Source organism: Desulfocurvus vexinensis DSM 17965, from assembly GCF_000519125.1.
GTDB lineage: Bacteria > Desulfobacterota > Desulfovibrionia > Desulfovibrionales > Desulfovibrionaceae > Desulfocurvus > Desulfocurvus vexinensis.
This window is the reverse complement of the sequence record NZ_JAEX01000002.1, coordinates 68651-88910: the sequence shown is the minus strand read 5'-3', so window position 1 is coordinate 88910 and position 20260 is coordinate 68651. Positions and strand designations below refer to the sequence as shown.

At 72.3% G+C, this 20260-nt stretch carries 14 protein-coding genes; 7 read left to right on the top strand and 7 right to left on the bottom strand.

Annotated elements, in window-relative coordinates:
• Positions 1-9 precede the first annotated feature (9 nt).
• From G495_RS17365 to G495_RS0103290, 4 genes are read right to left on the bottom strand one after another with little or no spacing between them, the layout of a single operon-like run.
• Complete coding sequence (locus G495_RS17365) at positions 10-1644, bottom strand: secretin N-terminal domain-containing protein (RefSeq protein WP_051445020.1); 1635 nt, start codon at positions 1642-1644, stop codon at positions 10-12.
• The gene (locus G495_RS0103300) at positions 1631-2173 is read right to left on the bottom strand and encodes a hypothetical protein (RefSeq protein WP_028586640.1); all 543 of its coding nucleotides are present in this window, start codon (positions 2171-2173) and stop codon (positions 1631-1633) included. The genes G495_RS17365 and G495_RS0103300 overlap by 14 nt, the downstream gene beginning before the upstream one ends.
• 3 nt (positions 2174-2176) lie before the next feature.
• Positions 2177-2740, bottom strand: a complete 564-nt coding sequence (locus G495_RS0103295) for a hypothetical protein (RefSeq protein WP_028586639.1) — start codon at positions 2738-2740, stop codon at positions 2177-2179.
• Positions 2737-4827: a hypothetical protein gene (locus tag G495_RS0103290; protein ID WP_028586638.1), complete on the bottom strand. Its 2091-nt coding sequence runs from the start codon at positions 4825-4827 to the stop codon at positions 2737-2739. Before G495_RS0103290 ends, G495_RS0103295 begins: the two co-directional genes overlap by 4 nt.
• A gap of 321 nt (positions 4828-5148) precedes the next feature.
• Between G495_RS0103290 and G495_RS17360 the strand changes: the two genes are divergently transcribed.
• Positions 5149-5787: a response regulator transcription factor gene (locus G495_RS17360; protein ID WP_051445019.1), complete on the top strand. Its 639-nt coding sequence runs from the start codon at positions 5149-5151 to the stop codon at positions 5785-5787.
• Positions 5788-5928: 141 nt separating this feature from the next.
• Here the strand turns inward: G495_RS17360 and G495_RS0103280 are convergent, their stop codons facing one another.
• The 3 genes from G495_RS0103280 to G495_RS21565 all read right to left on the bottom strand — a co-directional run bounded on the left by G495_RS0103280 (position 5929) and on the right by G495_RS21565 (position 11172).
• A complete protein-coding gene (locus tag G495_RS0103280) occupies positions 5929-7671 on the bottom strand; it encodes a c-type cytochrome (RefSeq protein WP_028586637.1) in 1743 nt (580 codons plus the stop codon).
• Positions 7672-7835: 164 nt separating this feature from the next.
• The gene (locus tag G495_RS0103275; RefSeq protein WP_028586636.1) at positions 7836-9245 is read right to left on the bottom strand and encodes a sigma-54-dependent transcriptional regulator; all 1410 of its coding nucleotides are present in this window, start codon (positions 9243-9245) and stop codon (positions 7836-7838) included.
• Positions 9238-11172 (bottom strand): hybrid sensor histidine kinase/response regulator, encoded by a 1935-nt coding sequence (locus G495_RS21565; protein WP_051445018.1) that lies wholly within the window; start codon positions 11170-11172, stop codon positions 9238-9240. Before G495_RS21565 ends, G495_RS0103275 begins: the two co-directional genes overlap by 8 nt.
• A gap of 498 nt (positions 11173-11670) precedes the next feature.
• Here G495_RS21565 and G495_RS17350 point away from each other — a divergent pair, with 498 nt between their 5' ends.
• From G495_RS17350 to G495_RS0103240, 6 genes are read left to right on the top strand one after another with little or no spacing between them, the layout of a single operon-like run.
• Positions 11671-13680 (top strand): CoB--CoM heterodisulfide reductase iron-sulfur subunit A family protein, encoded by a 2010-nt coding sequence (locus G495_RS17350; RefSeq protein ID WP_035250855.1) that lies wholly within the window; start codon positions 11671-11673, stop codon positions 13678-13680.
• Between the two features lie 24 nt (positions 13681-13704).
• Positions 13705-14127 (top strand): hydrogenase iron-sulfur subunit, encoded by a 423-nt coding sequence (locus G495_RS0103260; protein ID WP_028586635.1) that lies wholly within the window; start codon positions 13705-13707, stop codon positions 14125-14127.
• Between the two features lie 19 nt (positions 14128-14146).
• The gene (locus G495_RS0103255) at positions 14147-15295 is read left to right on the top strand and encodes a 4Fe-4S dicluster domain-containing protein (protein ID WP_028586634.1); all 1149 of its coding nucleotides are present in this window, start codon (positions 14147-14149) and stop codon (positions 15293-15295) included.
• Positions 15296-15311: 16 nt separating this feature from the next.
• A complete protein-coding gene (locus tag G495_RS0103250; protein ID WP_028586633.1) occupies positions 15312-18758 on the top strand; it encodes an FAD-dependent oxidoreductase in 3447 nt (1148 codons plus the stop codon).
• The gene (locus tag G495_RS0103245) at positions 18755-19330 is read left to right on the top strand and encodes a 4Fe-4S dicluster domain-containing protein (protein WP_035250853.1); all 576 of its coding nucleotides are present in this window, start codon (positions 18755-18757) and stop codon (positions 19328-19330) included. Before G495_RS0103250 ends, G495_RS0103245 begins: the two co-directional genes overlap by 4 nt.
• Complete coding sequence (locus G495_RS0103240) at positions 19327-20247, top strand: CoB--CoM heterodisulfide reductase iron-sulfur subunit B family protein (RefSeq protein WP_245588359.1); 921 nt, start codon at positions 19327-19329, stop codon at positions 20245-20247. The genes G495_RS0103245 and G495_RS0103240 overlap by 4 nt, the downstream gene beginning before the upstream one ends.
• Positions 20248-20260 lie beyond the last annotated feature (13 nt).

Genomic DNA, 20260 nt, shown 5'->3' with positions numbered 1-20260 from the left:
GGCCAGGCCCTAGCCCCGGGCGTCCTCCTCGGCTTCCCGCGCGCGCTTTTCCTCCAGCTCCTGCTCGATCTCCTCCAGGGTCTTCTGGCGGAAGCCGGGCTGCCACTCGCCCAGCACCGTGGGCGTAATGAAGATGAGCACCTCTTCCAGGGTGTTGCTCTTGCTCGACGACTTGAACAGGTGGCCCAGGCCGGGCACGTCCTGCAGGCCGGGGATGCCCGCGTCCTCCGACGACAGGCGCTTGCGCGTCAGTCCGGAGATGACGATGGTCTCGCCGTCGCGCGAGATGAGGGTCGTTTCGGTCTTCTTCTTGATGATCAGCGGGTTGCCCGACACGCTGCGCGTGAAGTCCACCTCGTCCTTGTTGACCAGGATGTTCAGGCGCATGTGCGCGGCGTCGATAAGGTGCGGGGTGATCTCCAGGCGCATCAGCGCTTCCTTCCACTCCACCTCGGCGTTGCCGGCCTCATCCAGGGTGATGAAGGGCACTTCCTCGCCGTTCTCGGTGACGGCGGTCTGGTTGTCCAGGGTGGTGATGGACGGGCTGGAAAGGATGTTGAGCTTGTTGTCCTCTTGCAGGGCCGCCAGCTGGGCTTCGAGGATATTGCCGCCCAGGGTGCCGAACATCAGCGCCAGGGAGCCGCCGCGCCCGCTCTCGCCCAGGTCGGGCAGCATGTTGGAGAAGGCGCCCTGGTTGGACAGGCCCGTGGTGCCGCCGACCACCGGAGTGTAGCCGGTGGTGCCGGTGTTGGCGCCGGAGACGGGGTCGCCGGTGCCGCCGGTGCCGCCCGGGGAGACCCACAGCGAGTCGCCGTTGCCGCCCACCGAGGCGCGCTTGTACGCGCCGCCCCACATCACGCCCAGGCTGCGCGCGGTCTCGCCCGTGGTCTCCACGATGAAGGCCTTGATGCGGATCTGCCTGCCGGGCTTGTCGGTCTCCCCGATGAGCCGGGTCATCTTGCGCAGGTCGCCGGGCACGGCGTTGATGACCAGGGAGTTGGTGTGCTCCACCAGTTCCACCGAGCCCCGGGGTTTGCCGTCGGCGTCCTTGGTCAGCAGCGCGGCCAGGGTTTCGCGCAGCCGGGCGGCGTCGGCGTAGCGGACCTTGACCGTGGCCGAGCCCAGGGCCTGGCGGTTGCGCAGTTCGTCCAGGCGCACGGCCTCTTCCATGTCCGCCACGGTCATCACGCGCAGGATGTCGCCCTCCCACTCGTAGGTCAGGCCGTGGGTGCGCACGATGCCCCGGAAGACCTGGCTCCAGGGCACGTCCTTGACGCTGACGTTGATCAGCCCCTCGACCTTGGGGCTGACCATGATGCTCTGCCCGGCGATGCGCCCCAGGGCCCGCAGCACGGCCACGATATTGGCGTTGCGCATGTCCAGGCTGCCGACGACCACGTCGGGCAGTTCGCGCTCGGGCTGGGCCTGCGGGGCCTGCTCCTGCTCGGCGTCCATGTCCAGGGGCTGGCGCGAGGGCGTGTGCCCCTGCGACTGCTCGGCCATGGCGCGCCATTTCTCGAAGAAGGGATCGTCCTTGGGCTTGCCCTTGCCCGTGCAGCCGCCAAGGGCCAGGGCCAGCAGCAGCGCCAGCGCCAGGAGCCCGGCGCCCCGGGGCCTTCCGAAAATGGTCTCAGTTTTTCGCATCGCCTTCCTCGACGAAATTGATGATGTCTTCCTCGATGGGCACGACCACGTTTTCCAGCGTGCCCGTCTGCGGGTTGCGCCCCTGGAGCACCACGGCGTCGGGGCGGATGTCCATGAGGGTGAAGCCCGTCTCGCCCACCAGCTCGCCGGTGCGGTACTCGGAGTCGTTGACGATGGCCAGCAGGGAGCCGCCCAGGGCCACCAGCCCGCTGTAGAAGAAACGTCCGCCCTGCTCCAGCACCTGGCTGGCCTGCTCGCCGCCCGGGCCCTCGCCGGGGCGGGCGCGCACCAGGGGGTCCGCGGTGCCTCCGGGGGCCACCAGGGTCAGCCGGTAGGCCTCGACGGTGGTCAGGCGGTCCTTGTCCACGGCCTCGCGCACCGAGGCGGCCACGGCTTCCAGCTTGCGGTCCTGCTCGGCGGCCAGGGCCTGCTGGTCGGCCCCGCCCTTGCCCGCGAGCAGCAGGTCGTAGCCCGCGTATCCCAGGGCCAACACCAGGGCGGCGATGAGCACGATTTGACGCTTGGGCATGGCTTATCCTTTCCCGGCCACGGCGGGATGTTGCCCGGCCAGACGGACCACGGCCTTCAGGGTGGCCAGGGTCCTGCCGCCGGAATCCTCGAGGCGCAGGGCCAGCAGGCCGCGCACCCACTCCACCCCGCCCAGGCTGGCCAGGAAGCGGCGCACGCCGTCCAGGTCGCCCAGCAGCACGCACTGGGTTTCCAGGGTGCCCGCCTCCACGTCCAGGGACTCGGGCGCGGGCGTCACCGAGCGCACCTCCAGCCCGTGGGCCCGGGCCAGCTCGCCCAGCATATCGGGGATGCGCGGGATGTCCTCCAGGGCCAGCAGGCCACCCCGGGGCTCGGGCAGGGGCGCCATGTCCGCCCGGGCCAGGTCGGCGGAGATGGCGGCGTACAGGGGAAACAGCTTGTCCTGCCGGGCGATGACGTCCCGGGCCTCGGCGATTTCGGCGTCCAGGCGGCCCACGGTGTCCATCCGGGGCAGCACCAGCACCCAGAAGAACACCCCCAGGGCCCCGAGGCACATGGCACCCTTCAGGCAGACCTGCCCGCCAAGGTGCATGGTCTTCACGCTCATGCCGCGCCCTCCTTGCGTACCCGCACATGGACCACGAAGCGCAGCACCTCGCCCCCGGAGGCGGGGCGCAGGGTCTGGCGCTCGTGGATCACCGCCCCCTCGAACAGCGGGGAGCCCTCGAGGCGGATCAGGAAGGCCGCCAGCCGGGCGTCGAGCATTTCCGGATCGCCAGCCACCTGGCCGTCGAGGATCACGAAGCCCGCCGCAGCCGGGGCGGGCGCCGCCCCGTTGGCCGGGGCCTGCGCCGGGGCCTTGGGCGGGGCGGGCAGCTCCACGCCCACGCTGCGCAGCAGCACGGCCTCGGGCAGCAGGGCCGAAACCTCGTTGAACAGCGCCAGCCCCTCGTAGCGGGACGACAGGTCCTTGAGGCGGCGCTGCCGGACGCCCAGGTCCCCGGCCATGCTCAGCAGCAGATTCTGGTTCACCACCGGGCTGAAGGTGGCGATGCGCGCGCGCAGGGCGTCCAGCTCGGCCTGCCTGCCCCGGACCTCGCCGCCCTGCCAGAACCAGACCCCCGTGAGCACCAGCACCAGGGCCAGGAACGCGACATAGACCGCGTTGCCCTGGCGCACGGTCCGCAGTTCGCGGTCCTTTTCCTTGTAGGTGTGCAGCAGGTTGGGCGTGATGCGCCCGTCGGACAGGGCCAGCCCGGCCACCAGGCTCAGGGCCAGCCGGTCGGCCTGGGACTGCGGCAGGGCCACCTCCGGCCCGGGGCGCGGGCCGATGGCCAGGGGGTCCAGCAGATCCGCCGGGATGCCCAGGTCGCGGGCCAGGGCGTCCAGCAGGGTCCGGCTGGAGCACAGCCCGCCCGAGAAGCACATGTGCTCCACGGTGGCCCCGCCGTGCAGCTCCGTGAAATGATGGAAGGTCCGGTCGAGCTGGCGGCCCAGGCGGTGGATGGCCGGGGTGGCGAGTTCCACCACCTCGGCCTCGGTCAGCTCCGCCCCGGGCAGGTCGGGGTCCACGTCCCGGCCCAGCAGCCGCGCGGTCAGCACCTGGCGCGCGGCCTCGGCGTCCATGCGCGCCGCCGGGGCCGGAGCCGGGGCGGCGGGGGCCGTTTCCGGGTCGAACTCCAGGGCCAGGGGCGCGGCCCCGGCCTCCTGAACGGACGCCGGGCCGGGCTCCTGGGCCTCGCCGTCCAGCAGTTCCAGCTCCAGCTCGAACTCGGGCTGGGGCGCCGCAGGTGCGGGCGCGGGCGCGGCGGGCCGCGCGGCGGCCTCGGCCAGGGCGCGCTGGTGCTCGTTGTAGCCCTCGGCCAGGGCGTCCACCAGGCTGCCCACGCCGGTGTTCACGCCCCGGCTGAGCACCAGGTTGCCCTGGGAGAAGATGTCGATGCGCGACCAGTTGCGGCCCATGAATATATTGGCGCAGACCCGCCCGGCCTCGGGCACCCAGCCCCTGCGGAAAAGGGTCTGCAGGGCCAGGGGCGAAATGGTCAGCCCGGCCAGCCTGTAGCCCGCCTCGGCGAACAGCGCGCGCACCCGGGCGGTTTCGGCGGCGGGCACGAGGTAGACCAGCACCCGGCGCTTGGCGATGCCCTTGTCGTCCACGTCGCCCTGGAGCTCGTAGTCCATGACGTACTGGGCGGCGTCGAAGGGGCGCTCCTTCTGGGCGGTCCAGAACACGGTCTCGGAAACCCGCGCGGGCGGCACCCGGGGGATGTTCACATGCAGCAGCTCGGCCTGGGAGCTGGGCACCAGCGACCAGAGCTCCCCCCCCTTCTCGCCCTGGAGGAACTCGCCCAGCTGGCGGCCCAGGAAGGCGGGGAAGTCCGGGCTGTCGGGCCCGAGCTTGGGCCCGAAGGGAATTTCGCGGCAGCCCAAGAGGCGCGGCCCCTCGGCGCCATGGCTCATCCTGGCCAGCCGCAGGCCCGTGGGCGCGATATCCACGCCCACGACGACGCCCTTGCGCGCGGCCTGCCTGGGGGCCATCAACTGGGACAGCACGGCGCGGCCCCCGCGCACCGGGCCCGCCCCGGGCGCCCCGGCCCCCGCCCCGGCCTGCCCCGGGGGGGCCGCCTGCTGCCCCTGCGAGCCGCGGATGATGCCCAGCAGCTTGTCCGTGGAACTTCCGCCCCGTGCGGTCATGGCCTCTCCTTCTCCCTGGTCCGTGTTTTCCGGAATGCCTCGCGGCGTCGCGTCTTGGCGTGTCAGTTTCAAGACTTTCTCTAGACACCGCGAAAAACGCCACACTCTACCTATTGGAAGCGGGTATGCGGGTCAATAGGGGGTTCCGCTCAAATCATCCCAAAGGTATCGGGAGAAGTCCCTAGACGATGTAAGAATAATCTGGCAGCATGGGAAAAAGCCCTAAAAGCAGCGCTAACCCCTTTGCGGCAAAACATATTGCTGTCGCAATAGTGCCCCCTGCTCCCGGAAAATTCACAGTTATCCACAGGTGTAAAACCCATGGACGTGCTCCTCATCGACGACCAGCCCATTGTCTGCCGGGGGGCCATGGCCGTGCTCGCGGCGGCCCTGCCGCAGTGCGCCTGCGCGGTGGCCGAAACGCCCCGGCAGGCCGAAGCCCGCCTGGCCCTGGCCCCGCCCGACCTGGTGCTGCTGGACCCGGCGCTGGCCGGGGGCGCGGGCGACGAGGTGCTGCGCGGCATCGTCACCCGCCACCCCCGGGTGCCCGTGCTGGCCTTCAGCTTCCTGCCCGAGCAGGCCCACGCCGCGCGCGCCCTGCGCAGCGGGGCGCGCGGCTTCGTCTCCAAGGGGGCGGGAGAGCGGGAGTTCCTGGACGCCGTGGCCACCGTGCTGGCGGGCAGGCGCTACGTCAGCCCGGAGCTGGTCAGCGTGCTGGCGGCCCGGCTGGCCACGCCGCGCCCCCGCCCGGCCCGGGCCCTGCTCTCGGCCCGCGAGCTGGAGGTGGCCCGGGCCCTGGCCCGGGGCGTGCGCCTGACGGACATCGCCCGGGCCATGGGCGTGAGCGTGAAGACGGCGGGCACCTACCGCACCCGGGCCCTGGCCAAGCTGCACCTGGGCTCCAACGCCGAGCTGGGCGCCAGCGCCCGGGCCCTGGGCCTGCTGGACACCACGCCCTGACCCGGCGCGGGCAGCAGCGCCACAGCGCATCACAAAACGGCACAGGACCAGAACCGCGCGAACAAGCCCGCCCGGGCGTCACAGCGCCCCGCCGCCTTGCGGCGACGGGGCGCTCCGGTCACATGCCTGCGGATTCACCAGCTAGCGCATGGCGTGGTGCGGCGACATTTCCGGGGTCAGCCCGGCGTCGGGCCCGTGGCACACCGCGCAGTTGCCCTGGGCGCCGATGGCGGCATTGAGCTGCTGGTACTGCAACGGCTGCACGGCGTCGCGGTCGGCCCCGAAGGGGTTCACCGAGGGGTGGGTGGCGTGGGGGCTGTTGTGGCAGGCGATGCACGACACCTTGCCCGTCCGCTCCTTGCGCGCGCGGTACAGTCCGCTGGCGTCGGCTGTCCAGGTGTTGAAGGCCACGGCGTCGGCGCCGGGGCGCGTGTAGTGCTCGGTGTGGCAGGTCAGGCAGTCGGGCTCCTGAAGCCACGGGGTGCGCGCGTTGATGGCCGCCACGTCGGGTACCAGGCGCGGGCTCACGGCGCGCATGAGCAGCGGCGCGCGCGTGTTGCCCCGCTCGTTCTCCTTCTTGAGCAGCGACAGGGCGTGGTCTTCGAGGTAGCCGTGGCAGGGCGTGCAGGTCATCCCGGCGCTGCCGTGGCTGTCGCGCAGGCAGCGCGTCAGCCCTGCGGTGCTGTCGGGGTGGCAGAAGGAGCACGTCTCCGCGTCCCGGCCCTTCAAGTAGTTGACGTGGAAGCCGTGCAGGGCGGCAGGCAGGTTGAGCCGCGCGGGGTCGCCCGGGGCGTTCAGCAGCGGGTCGGGGTGGCAGCTCTGGCACAGCACGGGCTTGCCCGCGTCGGCGCGGGCGATGAGGTCCGTGCCGCTGCGCTTGTCGTGCACGGCCAGGATGGAGCGGGCCGTCTCCAGGGACACGCCCGTGCCCTCGGGGCGGCCCCAGCCGCCGCCGTGGCAGCGCCAGCAGCTCATCTCCGTGCCCACGGGCACGACCACCTTGGTGCTGGCCAGCTCCTGGCCCGAGGCCTTGTCCACGGCGCGCACGGTGAACAGCGGATAGGGGTTCACCGTGCCGTCATCGGAATACGGCACCACCGGGATGCCCACGGCCTCGAAATTCATCGACTTGGGGTTCCACTTCATGGGGCCCTGCATGGTCGCCCCGGCGGTGGAGGTGTCGGCGGGCAGGACCTTGCCGGAGATGGACGCGGCGAAGTCCCAGTAGCGGACATGGCGCGAGGGGTTGCGGAAGCCCTCGGGGGCCTCGTAGCTCAGGGCCACGGCGTCCCCGCCCAGGACCTCGGGCACGGGCCCGCGCCGGATGAGCGCCGCCCCCAGGGCGTTGCCCGGCGGCAGGTAGGAGTAGGCCGCGTCGCAGTCGGTAATGCACTTCATGCCCAGGGTGTTCCAGGTCAGCAGCACGTACTGGGCCGTGGCGGAATCGAAGGGCGGGATGGTCACGGGCAGTTGCGGCAGGGGCCCGCCCTCGGGGGCGTCCGCCCTGCCGTGCAGGCCCGCCACCACGTAGTCGGCGATGGCGTCGCGCTCCTCGCGGGTGCCCGTGAACACGGGCATGTGCGTGAAGACCAGCCCCTGGCCTTCGATGGCGGCTTCCAGGCCCAGGCGGGTCAGGTGCGCGGTGAGGGGCATGATGTCGATGGCCCCCGGGCCCGCGCTGTGGCACTGGCTGCAATGAGCGGTGAACAGTGTGGCCCCGGCGGCGAGCTGGGCCTGGGTGGGCGCGGGCCGGGGCGAGTAGGACGCCAGGGCCAGCGCGGGCAGCCCCAGGGCCAGCAGCGCCAGCCCCACTGCGGCGCACAGTCGTGCCCGGCGGCGCGGGGCCGGTCTGGAATGCGAAGACACGAAACATGCGGCGGACATGAGACCTCCCTTGTTGCGGAAAGCGGCCTTGCGGCCGAACACCGGCGCGGCGCCCCCGGCGACGGGGCCCCGGCCCGGGCGCACAGGCCCGATTGTCCTGTTTCCTGATACATATTGCGCGTCGCGTCAAGCCCGGGGCCTCCCGGCGCGCCCCGGGCCCGGGCTCAACCCGGCCGACGACGCAGCCCGTGCCGCTTGAGCAGCGCGTAGAGCCGGGCCCGCGACAGGCCCGACACCGCGCAGGCCCGGGGCACCTCCCCGCCGGTGACGCGCAGCAATTCCTCCAGGTAGAAGCGTTCGGCCTCGTCCACCCGGGCCTGGCGGAAGGCCGCCAGGGGCGGCAGCTGCGCTTCGCCCAGGCCCGGAGTGCCGCCCGCCGGGGCCGGGGCGCCCTCGTCCAGCGTGGCCCGGGCCAGGGCGGCGCGGATGTTGGTCGGCAGGTGGCGGGCCAGCAGGTTGGGTTCGCCCTCCGCCGAGGCCAGGGCGTTCTCCACCGCGCCCATCAGCTCGCGCACGTTGCCCGGCCAGCGGTAGCGGCCCACGGCGTCCACGAAGTCCGTGGCCATGCCCTTGACCACGATGCCCAGGCGGCGGCAGAAGCGCTCCAGGAAGCACCCGGCCAGCAGCACGGCATCGCCCTCGCGCCTGCACAGGGGCGGCAGGTCGATGGTGATGGTCCGCAGCCGGAAGAGCAGATCCTCGCGGAACTCGCCCTGGCGCGTCATGGCCTCCAGGTCGCGGTTGGTGGCCGCCACCAGCCGGAAGTCGCTCTCCACCAGGGCCGAGCCGCCCACGGGCAGAAAGCGCCGCTCCTGGAGCACCCGCAACAGCGCCTTCTGGATCACCAGCGGCAGCTCGCCCACCTCGTCCAGGAACAGCGTGCCCCCGTCGGCCTGGCGGATGAGCCCCTCGTGCCTGCGCTCGGCGCCGGTGAAGGCCCCGCGCTCGTGGCCGAACAGGGTGGATTCCGCCAGGTGCTCGGGGATGGCCGCGCAGTCCACGACCACGAAAGGCCCTTTGCCGCGCGCGCTGTTGGCGTGGATGGCCCGGGCGAAGAGCTCCTTGCCCGTGCCCGTGGCGCCGATGAGCAGCACCCCGGCGTCGGTGCGCGCGGCGCGGGCGGCGCGCTCCAGGCAGGCGGCCATGGCCCGGCTGGCGGAAAGGATGCCCGTGTCCTTGAGGGGCGGCACGGGCCCCGAGGCCTCGCGGGTGCGCCGGTAGGCCACGGCGCGTTCCACGGGCTGGCGGATGCTGGCCAGGGTCGGGGGCTTGGTGATGTAGCTCCAGGCGCCGCCGCGGATGGCCAGCTCGGCGCCGTCGGCGTCGCCCGCCCCGGTGAGGATGATGACCTCCGGGGCCCCGGGCGCGGCGCGCAGGCGCGGCAGGGCCTCCAGCCCGTCGCCGTCGGGCAGGCGCACGTCGAGGATGACCACCTCGTAGTTCCCGGCCTCGGCCATTTCCAGCCCCCGGGCCAGGGTCCGCGCGCTGTCGGGGGCGTGCCCCAGGGCGCGCAGCACTTCGGCCAGGGCCGTGCAGAGCATGGGGTCGTCGTCCACGATGAGGATCTCAGCCATGGCCGCCGCCCTCCCGCCGGGTCCGGCCCAGGGCCCGGCGCACGGCGGCGCCCAGGCTGCGGGTGGTGAAGGGCTTGCGCAGATAGTCCGCGCCCAGCTCGCGCAGCAGCTCGGGGGTCACGATCTCGCTGTAGCCCGAGACAAGCAGCGCCGGGATGTCCGGACGCCGCTGGCGCAGGCGCCGGACCAGGGCCGTCCCGGTCATGCCGGGCATGGTCACGTCGGCCAGGACCAGGGCGAAGCCCTCCCCCCCGGCCTCGAAGCGCTCCAGGGCCTCGGCGGGCCCGGCGCAGGCCGCCACCCGGTAGCCCAGGCCCTGGAGCACCATGGCCGTGCTCTGGCGCAGGGGCGCCTCGTCCTCCACCAGCAGGACCAGCTGGCCGCCGCCGTCCGCCAGGGCTCCGGGGCCCCCGGCGGGAGCCTCGTCCCGGCGGCCTTCGTGGCGCGGCAGCAGCACGTGGAATGCCGCCCCGGCCCCGGGGCTGCTGCGCACATGCACGGCCCCGCCCAGCCGCCCGACGACGATGCCGTGGACCACCGTCAGCCCCAGGCCCGTGCCGCCGCGCTGGCGCGTGGTGAAAAAAGGGTCGAAGATGCGCTCCAGGCGCTCGGGGGGGATGCCCTCGCCGGTGTCGCGCACGGTGAGCAGCACCGCGCGCTCCAGCTCCGCGTCGGGAAACATGGCCCGGCACGGCGCGCCCCGGTCGGCGGCCTCCAGGGCCAGGGTCAGGGTGCCTCCGGCGCGGCGCATGGCGTAGGCCGCGTTGGTGGCCAGGTTCATGACCACCTGGTGGATATGGGTCGGGTCGGCCAGCACGGCGTCGTCGGGCGTGCGCAGGTCGAGCACGATGTCGATGGTCGCGGGCAGCGAGGGCCGCAGGAATTTCTCGCACTCGCGCAGGATGCCCGCGAGGCTGAACACGCTGGGCTCCTCGGCCTCGCCCCGGCGCGACAGCGACAGGATCTGCCCCACCAGGGCCCCGGCGCGGTGGGCCGCGCCCAGGATCTCGCCCAGCCCGGCGCGCACGGGGTCGCCCTCGGGCAGCCGGGCCAGGCCCAGCTCGGCGTGCAGGATGATCGGCCCCAGGATGTTGTTGAAATCGTGGGCAATGCCTCCGGCCAGGGTGGCGATGGCCTCCATCTTCTGGGCCTGGCGGAGCTGGCGCTCCAGCTCGGCCACGCGGGTCACGTCGCGCCAGACGCTGACGAAGCCCAGCACCACCCCGCCCCGGCCCCGGATGGGCGAGACGGTCTTCTCCACGCGGATCATCCGCCCGTCCTTGACGGTGTGGAAGGTCCGCCCGGTCCAGGCGTCGCCCTCGTCCAGGGCGGCGCGGATCTCGGCGTAGGCCGCCTGCTGGTGCGCCCCCTGGTAGAGCATGGCCACGGGCCTGCCGCGCACCTCGCTGTGCGGGTAGCCGGTCATGGCCTCGAAGGCCTGGTTCACGTAGCCGATGGTGAAGTCGTTCTCGATGAGGATCACGGCCTCCACGGCCTGCTCCAGGGCGGCGGACAGGCGCACGCGGTCGTGGGCCAGCTTCCAGTGCCCGGTCACGTCGCACACGAACACCGCCAGGGCCTGCACGGCCCCGTCCGCGCCCAGCACCGGCTGCACCAGCACGTCGAGCACATGCCCCGAGGACGACCTGTCCTGGTAGGAACGCGGCAGCCCGAGGCGGGCCACGTCCTCGGCCACGGTCCGGCGCAGGGTCGCCGCGCCGGGCGCGAACAGGTCGAAGATGCAGCGGCCCACCAGCTCGCCGTGGGCCAGCCCCAGCCGCGAGGCCAGGGCCTCGTCGGCGGCCAGCACGGTGCCGTCGGGGCGGATGAGCATGGCGTAGTTGGAGGCCGGGTCCAGTGTGGGCACCGCCGCAGCGCCGTCGGCTGGCAGGAACCAGTCCGGGGCCAGGCGTGTCGCGTCCTGCATGGCACTCACCCCCCGTTGCAGACCAGGCGGAGCAACCCGATGCTGACTATGGGCCGCTTTGGCGCAAATTGTCAAACCGCTCCAAATGCAAGAATGGCGGTAGGATTTCCCCGCCCGCCCCCCCCTGGCGCACAGGGAGTCTTGCCGCGCAAGACGACCCGCAGCGCCAGCCCCTACCCTGCGGACAGCCAGTGCTTTTTTGCGCCGTCTCGCCACGCAAGACAGCGCCGCCGGAAGCCAGGCACTCAACCAATACCCTGTGTAAACAGGAGAATTCGCATCCTCCCGCTTTTGCGGCAGGTTGTCGCCCTCCCCGCGCCGTCTTGCGCCGCAAGACGGCGCGGGGGCCGACGCCGGAGCACCAGCCGCCCGGGCCCGGCCACGCCCATGCAACACACCGGGAAAACAGCCCTTCCCCACGCAGGTACGCTTCTTGTTCTTGGGAGGGGCAAGCGACATGCCCAGGCGCGCGCAGCAGCGCGCAAGGAGGGGGGAACCATGCCGAACCGCATCGGCGTCTATGTCTGCCATTGCGGCACCAACATCGCGGGCAAGGTGGATTCGCAGGGAGTGGCCGAGTTCGCCAGCAGCCTGCCGGGCGTGGTGGTCTCGCGCGACTACAAGTTCATGTGCTCCGACCCCGGGCAGGACATGATCATCGAGGACATCAAGAACCACGGGGTCAACCGCGTGGTGGTGGCCTCCTGCTCGCCCCGGCTGCACGAGAAGACCTTCCAGAAGGCCTGCGCGCGGGCCGGGCTCAACCCCTTCCATTTCCAGATGACCTGCATCCGCGAGCACGTCTCGTGGGTCACCCGCGACCCGGTGGAGGCCACGCGCAAGGCCAAGCACCTGGTGGCCGCCGCCGTGGCCCGCGTGCACTGGCACGAGGACCTCTACTCGCGCAAGGAGCGCGTGCATCCCGACGTGATGGTCGTGGGCGGGGGCATCGCGGGCATCCAGGCCGCCCTGGACGTGGCCCGCTCGGGCCACCGGGTGCACCTGGTGGAACGCGCGCCCTCCATCGGCGGGCACATGGCCCAGTTCGACAAGACCTTCCCGACCCTGGACTGCGCGGCCTGCATCTCCACGCCCAAGATGGTCGCCGTGGCCCAGGACCCCAACATCCACCTGCTGACCTGGTCGGAGGTGACCAAGGTCGAGGGCTTCGTGGGCAACTACACCGTCACCGTGCACAAGAAGCCCCGCTACGTGGACGAGGAGCGCTGCACCGGCTGCGGGATGTGCCTGGAAAAGTGCCCGACCAAGGTCGTCTCGGAGTTCGAGGAAGGCCTGACCACGCGCCGGGCCATCTACCGCAATTCGCCCCAGAGCGTGCCGAGCTTCCCGGTCATCGACCCCGACCACTGCCGCACGCTGACCGGCAAGAAGTGTGGCGCCTGCCAGAAGATCTGCCCCTCGGGGGCCATCGACTACGAGCAGACCGCCCAGGACTTCGAGCTGGAGGTCGGCTCCATCATCCTGGCCACGGGCTTCGACACCCTGGACCCCACGCCCATGGCGCAATACGGCTACGGGCGCTACCCCGAGGTCTACACGTCGCTGCAATTCGAGCGCATGAACAACGCCGTCGGCCCAACCGGCGGGCGCATCCTGATGAAGAACGGCCAGCCGCCGCAGAGCGTGGCCATCCTGCACTGCATCGGCAGCCGCGACGTGAACTATCATGAATACTGCTCGCGCGTGTGCTGCATGTACGCCCTCAAGTACGACCACCTCATCAAGGACAAGGTCGGCCACAAGGCCAAGGTCTACAATTTCTACATCGACCTGCGCTGCTTCGGAAAGGGCTACGAGGAATTCCTGCGCCGCGTGCAGGAGGAGGACGTGACCTTCATCCGGGGCCGCCCGGCGGAGGTCGTCCAGGAAGACGGCAAGCTGGTGGTGGTCGCCGAGGACACGCTCTCGGCCACGCCGGTCCGCGTGCCGGTGGACATGGTGGTGCTCTGCACGGCCATGCAACCGCGCGCCGACGCTGGCGAAACCGCGCGCGTCTTCGGCATCAGCCAGGGCCAGGACGGCTTCTTCCTGGAGGAGCACCCCAAGCTCGGCCCGGTGTCCACGGCCACCGACGGCATCTTCCTGGCCGGAACGTGCCAGGCCCCACGCGACATCCCCGACGCCGTGGCCCACGCCTCGGGCGCGGCGGCCCAGGCCCTGGCCATGGCCGCGCGCGGCACGGTGGAAATCTCGCCCACCGTCTCCAGCATCGACCCCGATATCTGCACCGGCTGCCGCGCCTGCGTCGGGCTGTGCGCCTACTCGGCCATCGAGTTCGACGCCCGCCGGGGCGTGGCCGTGGTCAACGAGGCCATGTGCAAGGGCTGCGGCAGCTGCGCCGGGCACTGCCCCAGCGGCGCGGCGCGGGTCCGGCACTTCAATGGCCGCCAGGTCTTCGCCGAGCTGGAAGGCCTGCTGGACGCCCTGCCCCCGGCCCCCGCAGCCCAGACGCAGGCCAGCCCTGAAACCCCCGCCGCAAAGGCGTAGACCGGCACCGCAAGGGAGGAGCCCATGAGCCAATTCGAACCGACCATCGTGGCCTTCGTGTGCAACTGGTGCACCTACACCGCCGCCGACCTGGCGGGCACCTCGCGCATGATCCAGCCGTCCAACGTCAAGCTCATCCGCATGATGTGCACCGGCATGGTCGATCCCAAGTACATCATCCGCGCCCTGCTTTCCGGGGCCGATGCGGTGCTCGTCAGCGGCTGCCACCCTGGCGACTGCCACTACATCAACGGCAACTACAAGGCCCGCAGGCGAGTCAAGCTGCTCCAGGAGATGCTGGCGCAGTTCGGCATCGACCAGCGCCGCCTGAAGCTGACCTGGATCGGCGCCAGCGAAGGCAACGACTTCGCGCGCACCGTGGCCGAACTGGTGGAGGAGATCCGCGCCCTGGGGCCCAGCGAGGCCCGCGCGGTACCGGCCCTGTAAGGCCGCCAAGGAGGACGCCATGGCTACCATCGCACGCATCGACATCGGCGAGGGCGGACCCGTGCGCGCCGTGCAGGGTTTCCTGAAGACCCTGCTGGCCAGCGGCGGCGTGGACGCCGTGCTGACCCCGGCCCACCTGGCCCCGGGGGGCACGGTCATGCCGGTCCTGATCAACGACCCCAAGGCCCTGGACCGGGCCGACCCGCTGTCCCCGGCCTTTCCGCTCAACGCGGCGCGCCTGGTGTCGCGGCTCACGCGCGGCTCCACCTCGGGCCGCCACGTGGCCGCCGTGCTGCGGCCCTGCGAAATCCGCGCCTTCATCGAGCTGGTCAAGCTCAACCAGGGCGGGCTGGACAACGTGCTCCTGGTGGGCGTGGACTGCCCCGGGGCCATGACCAACGCCGACTTCCGGGCCTTCGGCCTGGAGGGCGACCCCCTGGAACGCAGCGCCGAATTCCTGCACGCGGCGGCCAGGGGCGAGGCCCGGCCCGGCGGCCAGGCCCTGGCCGGGGCCTGCCGCGTGTGCGAGCATCCGGCCCCCGACGGCGCGGACATCATCCTCGGCCTGCACGGCGCCGACCTGGACCAGGCCATCCCCGTGCTGGGCAACACAGCGCGCGGCGAGGGCGTGCTGGCCCGCCTGGGCCTGCCCGACGCCCCCGGCGCCCCGGGCCGCCGCGAGGCCGTGGAGGCCCTGACCGCCCGGCGCAGCGCCGCGCGCGACGCCATGTTCGAGGCCACGCGCGAGCGCACGGCCTCCCTGGCCGGGCTGGCCGAATACCTTTCGGGCTGCGTGAACTGCTACAACTGCCGCGTGGCCTGCCCGGTCTGCTACTGCAAGGAGTGCGTGTTCCTGACCGACGTGTTCGACTACAAGCCCGACCAGTACCTGGGCTGGGCCCACAAGCGCGGGGCCGTCAAGCTGCCCACCGACACGGTGTTCTTCCACCTCACGCGGCTGGCGCATATGAGCACGGCCTGCGTGGGCTGCGGGCAGTGCTCCAACGCCTGCCCCAACGATGTGCCGGTGATGGAACTGTTCCGCACCGTGGCCGAGCGGACCCAGCGGGCCTTCGGCTACCAGCCGGGCCGCAGCCCCGACGAGGCGCCGCCCATGACCGTGTTCCGCGAGGACGAGTTCAGCGAGATGACGGGCGAGGCGCACTAGCGCGACGGAGGACGCCATGAAGAGGAAGCACTACGCGGCGCTGGTGGTGGGCGCGGGCATAGCGGGCATCCGCTCGGCCCTGGACCTGGCCGAATCCGGCCTCAAGGTCGCGCTCATCGACAGGCGGCCCAACATCGGCGGCATCCTGGCCCAGCTCGACCACCAGTTCCCCACCGACGCCTGCGGCATGTGCAAGATGCTCCCGCTGACCAGCCGCGACTCCTCCAGCCAGTTCTGCATGCGCAAGGGCCTGTTCCACAAGAACATCGACATCCTGCTGCACACCGAGCTGGCCGCCCTGGAAGGCGACCCGGGCAAGTTCCACGCCACCTTGCGCCAGCGGTCCACCTTCGTGGACCCCGCCCGCTGCATCAGCTGCGGCGAGTGCGCCCGGGTCTGCCCGGTGCATGTGCCCAGCGAGTACAACTCCGGGCTGTCCTCGCGCGGGGCCATCTACATGCCCGTGCCCCACGCCATCCCCAACCACTACGTGGTGGACCTGGACCGCTGCACGCGCTGCTGGTCGTGCTTCGAGGCCTGCCCCACCGACGCCATCGACTTCAAGTACGCCGAACGCAAGGATTTCCGCGTGGTGGCGGCCCTGCCTGACGAGGCCGCGCGCACCAATCTGGCCGCCTGGCTGGCGGACCAGAACTTCCCCCTGGCCCTGGCCGAAAGCGGCGCCGCGGCCCAGCAGGCCCTGGAGCAGGAACGCACGGCGCTGCTGCTGCTGGACCTGGCCGTGGCGGACGTGGACCCGGAAAAGGTCATGCGCCGTGGCCTGGAGCTGTATCCCGACCTGCACGTGATCCTCGTGGCCGGGCCGGACGACCAGGACCGCGCCGAGGCCCTCGTCCAGGCCGGGGCCCGCCAGTGGCTGGCCCGGCCCCTGGAGCGCACCGTGGTGCGCTGGCTCGACCACTACTACATCCGCGCCGTGTCCGACGCGGCCCACGAGCTGGAGGTCGGCGCGGTGGTGCTGGCCTGCGGGTTCGACTGCTACGACCCCGCCCAGGCCGGGCAGCTCTGGGGCTATGGCTCCGTGCCCGGCGTGGTCACGGCCCTGGAATTCGAGCGCATGTGCTCGGGCACCGGGCCCACCGGCGGCCGCCTGCTGCGCCCCGACGGGCGCCCGGCCCGGAACGTGGCCTGGCTGCAATGCGTGGGCTCGCGCGACCCGGCCCACGGCGCGGACTACTGCTCGGGCATCTGCTGCATGTTCGCCATCAAGGAGGCCCGCCTGGCGCGCAGGATCGACCCCGACGCGCGGGCGACCATCTTCGCCATGGACGTGCGCACCTACGGCAAGGATTTCCAGCGCTACCGCGACGAGGCCGAGGCCCGCGACGGGGTGCGCTTCGTGCGCACGCGCATCCACTCCATCGAGCCCGACCCCGAGGCCGACGGCGTGCCCATCACCTGGATGGACGACGACGGCACCCTGTGCCGCGAGGTCTTCGACCTGGCCGTGCTGGCCACGGGCGCGCGCCCGCCTGCGGGCAGCGACCGGCTGGCCGAGGCCGCGGGCATCGCCCTGGACGCCAACGGCTTCGCCGCCGCCCCGCCCCTGCAGCCCGCGCGCACCTCGCGCCTGGGCGTGTACGCCGCCGGGGCCTTCAACGAGCCGCGCGACATCGCCGAGTCGGTCATCCAGGCCGGAGCGGCGGCCCTCAACGCCGCACGCACCTTCAAGGTCCACTCCCCGCCGCGCGAGGAGGAGCCCGGGCCCGCCCCCGAATACCGCGACGTGACCCGCGAGGCCCCGCGCACCCTGGTCGTGCTGTGCGACTCGTGCCCGACCCTGGAGACCAAGGTGGACATGGACACCCTGGCCGCACGCCTGGCCGGGCTGTCCACGGTGGTCCGCGTGGCGCGCATCCAGGGCGCCTGCTCCGCCCCGGGCTGGCAGGCCGTGCAGGAGCTGGCCGCGGAGCTGCGGCCCAACCGCATCCTCGTCGGCGCCTGCATGCCCTACGCCTACGTGCCCCGGCTGCGCGAGCTGGGCGCGCAGATCGGCCTGGACCCGGCCTTCATGGACGTGACCGACATCTACACCCCGACCTTCCCCGGGGCCATGGAGCCGGGCCCGGCCCTGGAAACCGAAGTCTACACCGCCCTGGCCATGGCCGCCGTGAAGCTGGCCGGGGCCGAGCCCTCGCCCGTGCTGGGCCGGCTGCCCGTGACCCCGCGCGCGCTGGTTGTCGGCGGCGGGCTGGCGGGCATGACCGCCGCCATGGCCCTGGCCGACATGGGCCACGACGTGTGCCTGAGCGAGAAGGCCGCGCGCCTGGGCGGCATGGCCGCCGCGCACCACACCCTGCTGGGCGGCGGCGACCCGCGCCGGGCCATGGAGGACCTGGCCGAGCAGGTCATGCGCCACCCCAACATCAAGGTCTTCACCCAGTCGCGGATCATGCTCTCCATGGGCCGCGCCGGGCGCTTCATGACCGCCCTGGCCACCGCCGAGGGCCCGGCCATCACCGTGGAGCACGGGGCGACCATCATCGCCACCGGCGGCCACGAGGTGGTGCCCGACTCCTACGGCTACCGCGTGCACAAGACCGTGCTGCGCCAAAGCGAGCTGGAAGCCCGCCTGGCCGACGGCTCCCTGGACACCGGCGCGCTGACCGGCGTGGCCATGATCCAGTGCGTGGAGTCGCGCGAGGAGCCGCGCAACTACTGCTCGCGCATCTGCTGCGCCGCGGCCCTGAAGAACGCCCTGACCCTCAAGGAGCGCAACCGCGACCTGCCGGTCTACGTGTTCTACCGCGACATCATGAGCTACGGCTTCAGCGAGCGCTTCTACACCGAGGCCCGGGCCAGGGGCGTGCTGTTCATCCGCTACGCCCCCACCGACAAGCCGCGCGTGACCTTCGGCCAGGACCACAGGCCGACCATCGCCGCCACCGACCCCGTGCTGGGCCGCGAGCTGCGCGTGACCGTGGACCTGCTGGCCCTGTCCGTGGGCCTGGAGCCCGGCGACAACGAGGAGCTGGCCGAGGTCTTCAGCCTGCAGACCGGGCCCGACGGGTTCTTCCGCGAGGCCGAGAGCAAGTGGCGGCCCGTGGAGTTCCTGCGCCAGGGCATCTTCGTCTGCGGGGTGGCCCACAGCCCGCGCAACATGAACGAGACCATCGCCTCCGCCGAGGCCGCCGCGCAGAAGGCGGCGCGCATCCTGGCCCACAAGGACGTGGTCGGCGGGCGCGTCACGGCCCAGGTGCGCCACAGCCTGTGCTCGCTGTGCGGGCGCTGCGTGTCGGCCTGCGCCTACGGCGCCCGGCGCATCGACCTGGAGCGCGGGCGCGTGGAGATCGACGAACTGCTCTGCCAGGGCTGCGGCTCCTGCGCCGCCGTGTGCCCCAACAGCGCCAGCGTGCTGGCGGGCTTCAAGGACGGGCAGGTCCTGTCCGTCATCGACGCCGCCCTGGCCGAAACCCCGCAGCCCACGGAGGCCACGCCATGACCCGCATCCCCGTGATCCAGGCGGCCGACCCGGCCCTGGCGCAGGCCATGGGCGAGGTCCGCGCCATGCTGGCGGCCTGCATGCAGTGCGGCACGTGCAGCGCCTCGTGCCCCAACGCCCAGAGCATGGACATGACCCCGCGCCGCATGTGGCGGCTGGTGCTCATGGGCCGCGCCGACGCGGTGTTCTCCAGCGGCGCGTTCTGGATGTGCTCCAACTGCTACGCCTGCACCCTGCGCTGCCCGCGCGGGCTGCCGCTGACCTCGGCCATGAACGCCCTCAAGCGCATCGCCGGGGCCTCGGGGCACCCGGCCCTGGCCCGGCACGGCGCCTTCTACCGCGCCTTCCTGGACAACGTGCGCCGCCGGGGCCGCGTGCGCGAGACGGAAATGATGATGCACTACTTCAGCGCGGCTGGCCCGGGCGAGGCCTTGCGCTTCACCCCGCTGGGGCTGCGGCTCATGCGCCGGGGCAAGGTCCGCCTGGAGCTGGGCTCCGGCCCGTGGGACGGCGCCCTGGCCCCGCTGTTCGAGCGCGCCGCCCGCCTGGAAGGCAAGGAGGCCCGGCAATGACCACCGCAACGGATGTGCAGTACGCCTACTACCCCGGCTGCTCCCTCACGGGCACGGCCCTGGAGTACGACGTGTCCACCCGCCTGGTGCTGGAGCGCCTGGGCGCCCGGGTGACCGAGATTCCGGGCTGGACGTGCTGCGGGGCCAGCGCGGCCCCCGCCGTGAGCGCCCTGCTGGCCATGGCCCTGCCCGCGCGCAACCTGGCCCTGGCCGAACGCGACCTGCCCGGGTGCGACGTGCTGGCCCCTTGCAGCGCCTGCTACCTGAACCTGCTGGCCGCGCGCCAGGAGGCCCGGCGCGACCACAAGCTGTACGCCCGGGTTCAGGACGCCCTGGCGGGCGAGGGCCTGCCCTGGGAGAACAGCGCCGAGGTCCGCCACCTGCTGGACGTGCTGGCCAACGACATCGGGCCCGCGCGCATCGCCGGGGCGGTGGAACACCCGCTGGCCGGGCTGACGCTGGCCCCCTACTACGGCTGCCAGACCCTGCGGCCCTACGCCGCCTTCGACGACCCCGAGCACCCCGTGAGCATGGACGCCGTGCTGCGGGCCACGGGGGCCGAAGTCCTGGCCTGGGACAAGGGCGCCCGCTGCTGCGGGGCCTCGCTGTCCACCACGCACCGCGAGGCGGCCCTGCCGCGCATCGCGGAGATCCTGAACGCCGCCGCCGGGGCCGACGCCGTGGTCACCGTCTGCCCCATGTGCCAGATGAATCTCGAAGCGTTCCAGAGGCAAGCCGGGCTGGCCAGGCCCGTGGCCGTGCTGTACCTGCCCCAGGTTCTGGGCCTGGCCATGGGCCTGGACGCCGGGCAGGTGCTGCTTGGCAAGAACCTGGCCGTGCCGCCCGGCTTCCTCGCCCGGCTGCGGGAGGGCCCGCCCGCCCCGCAGCCCGTGACCCAGGCGGCAGGGGCCGGCTAGGCCGGCCGGCCCA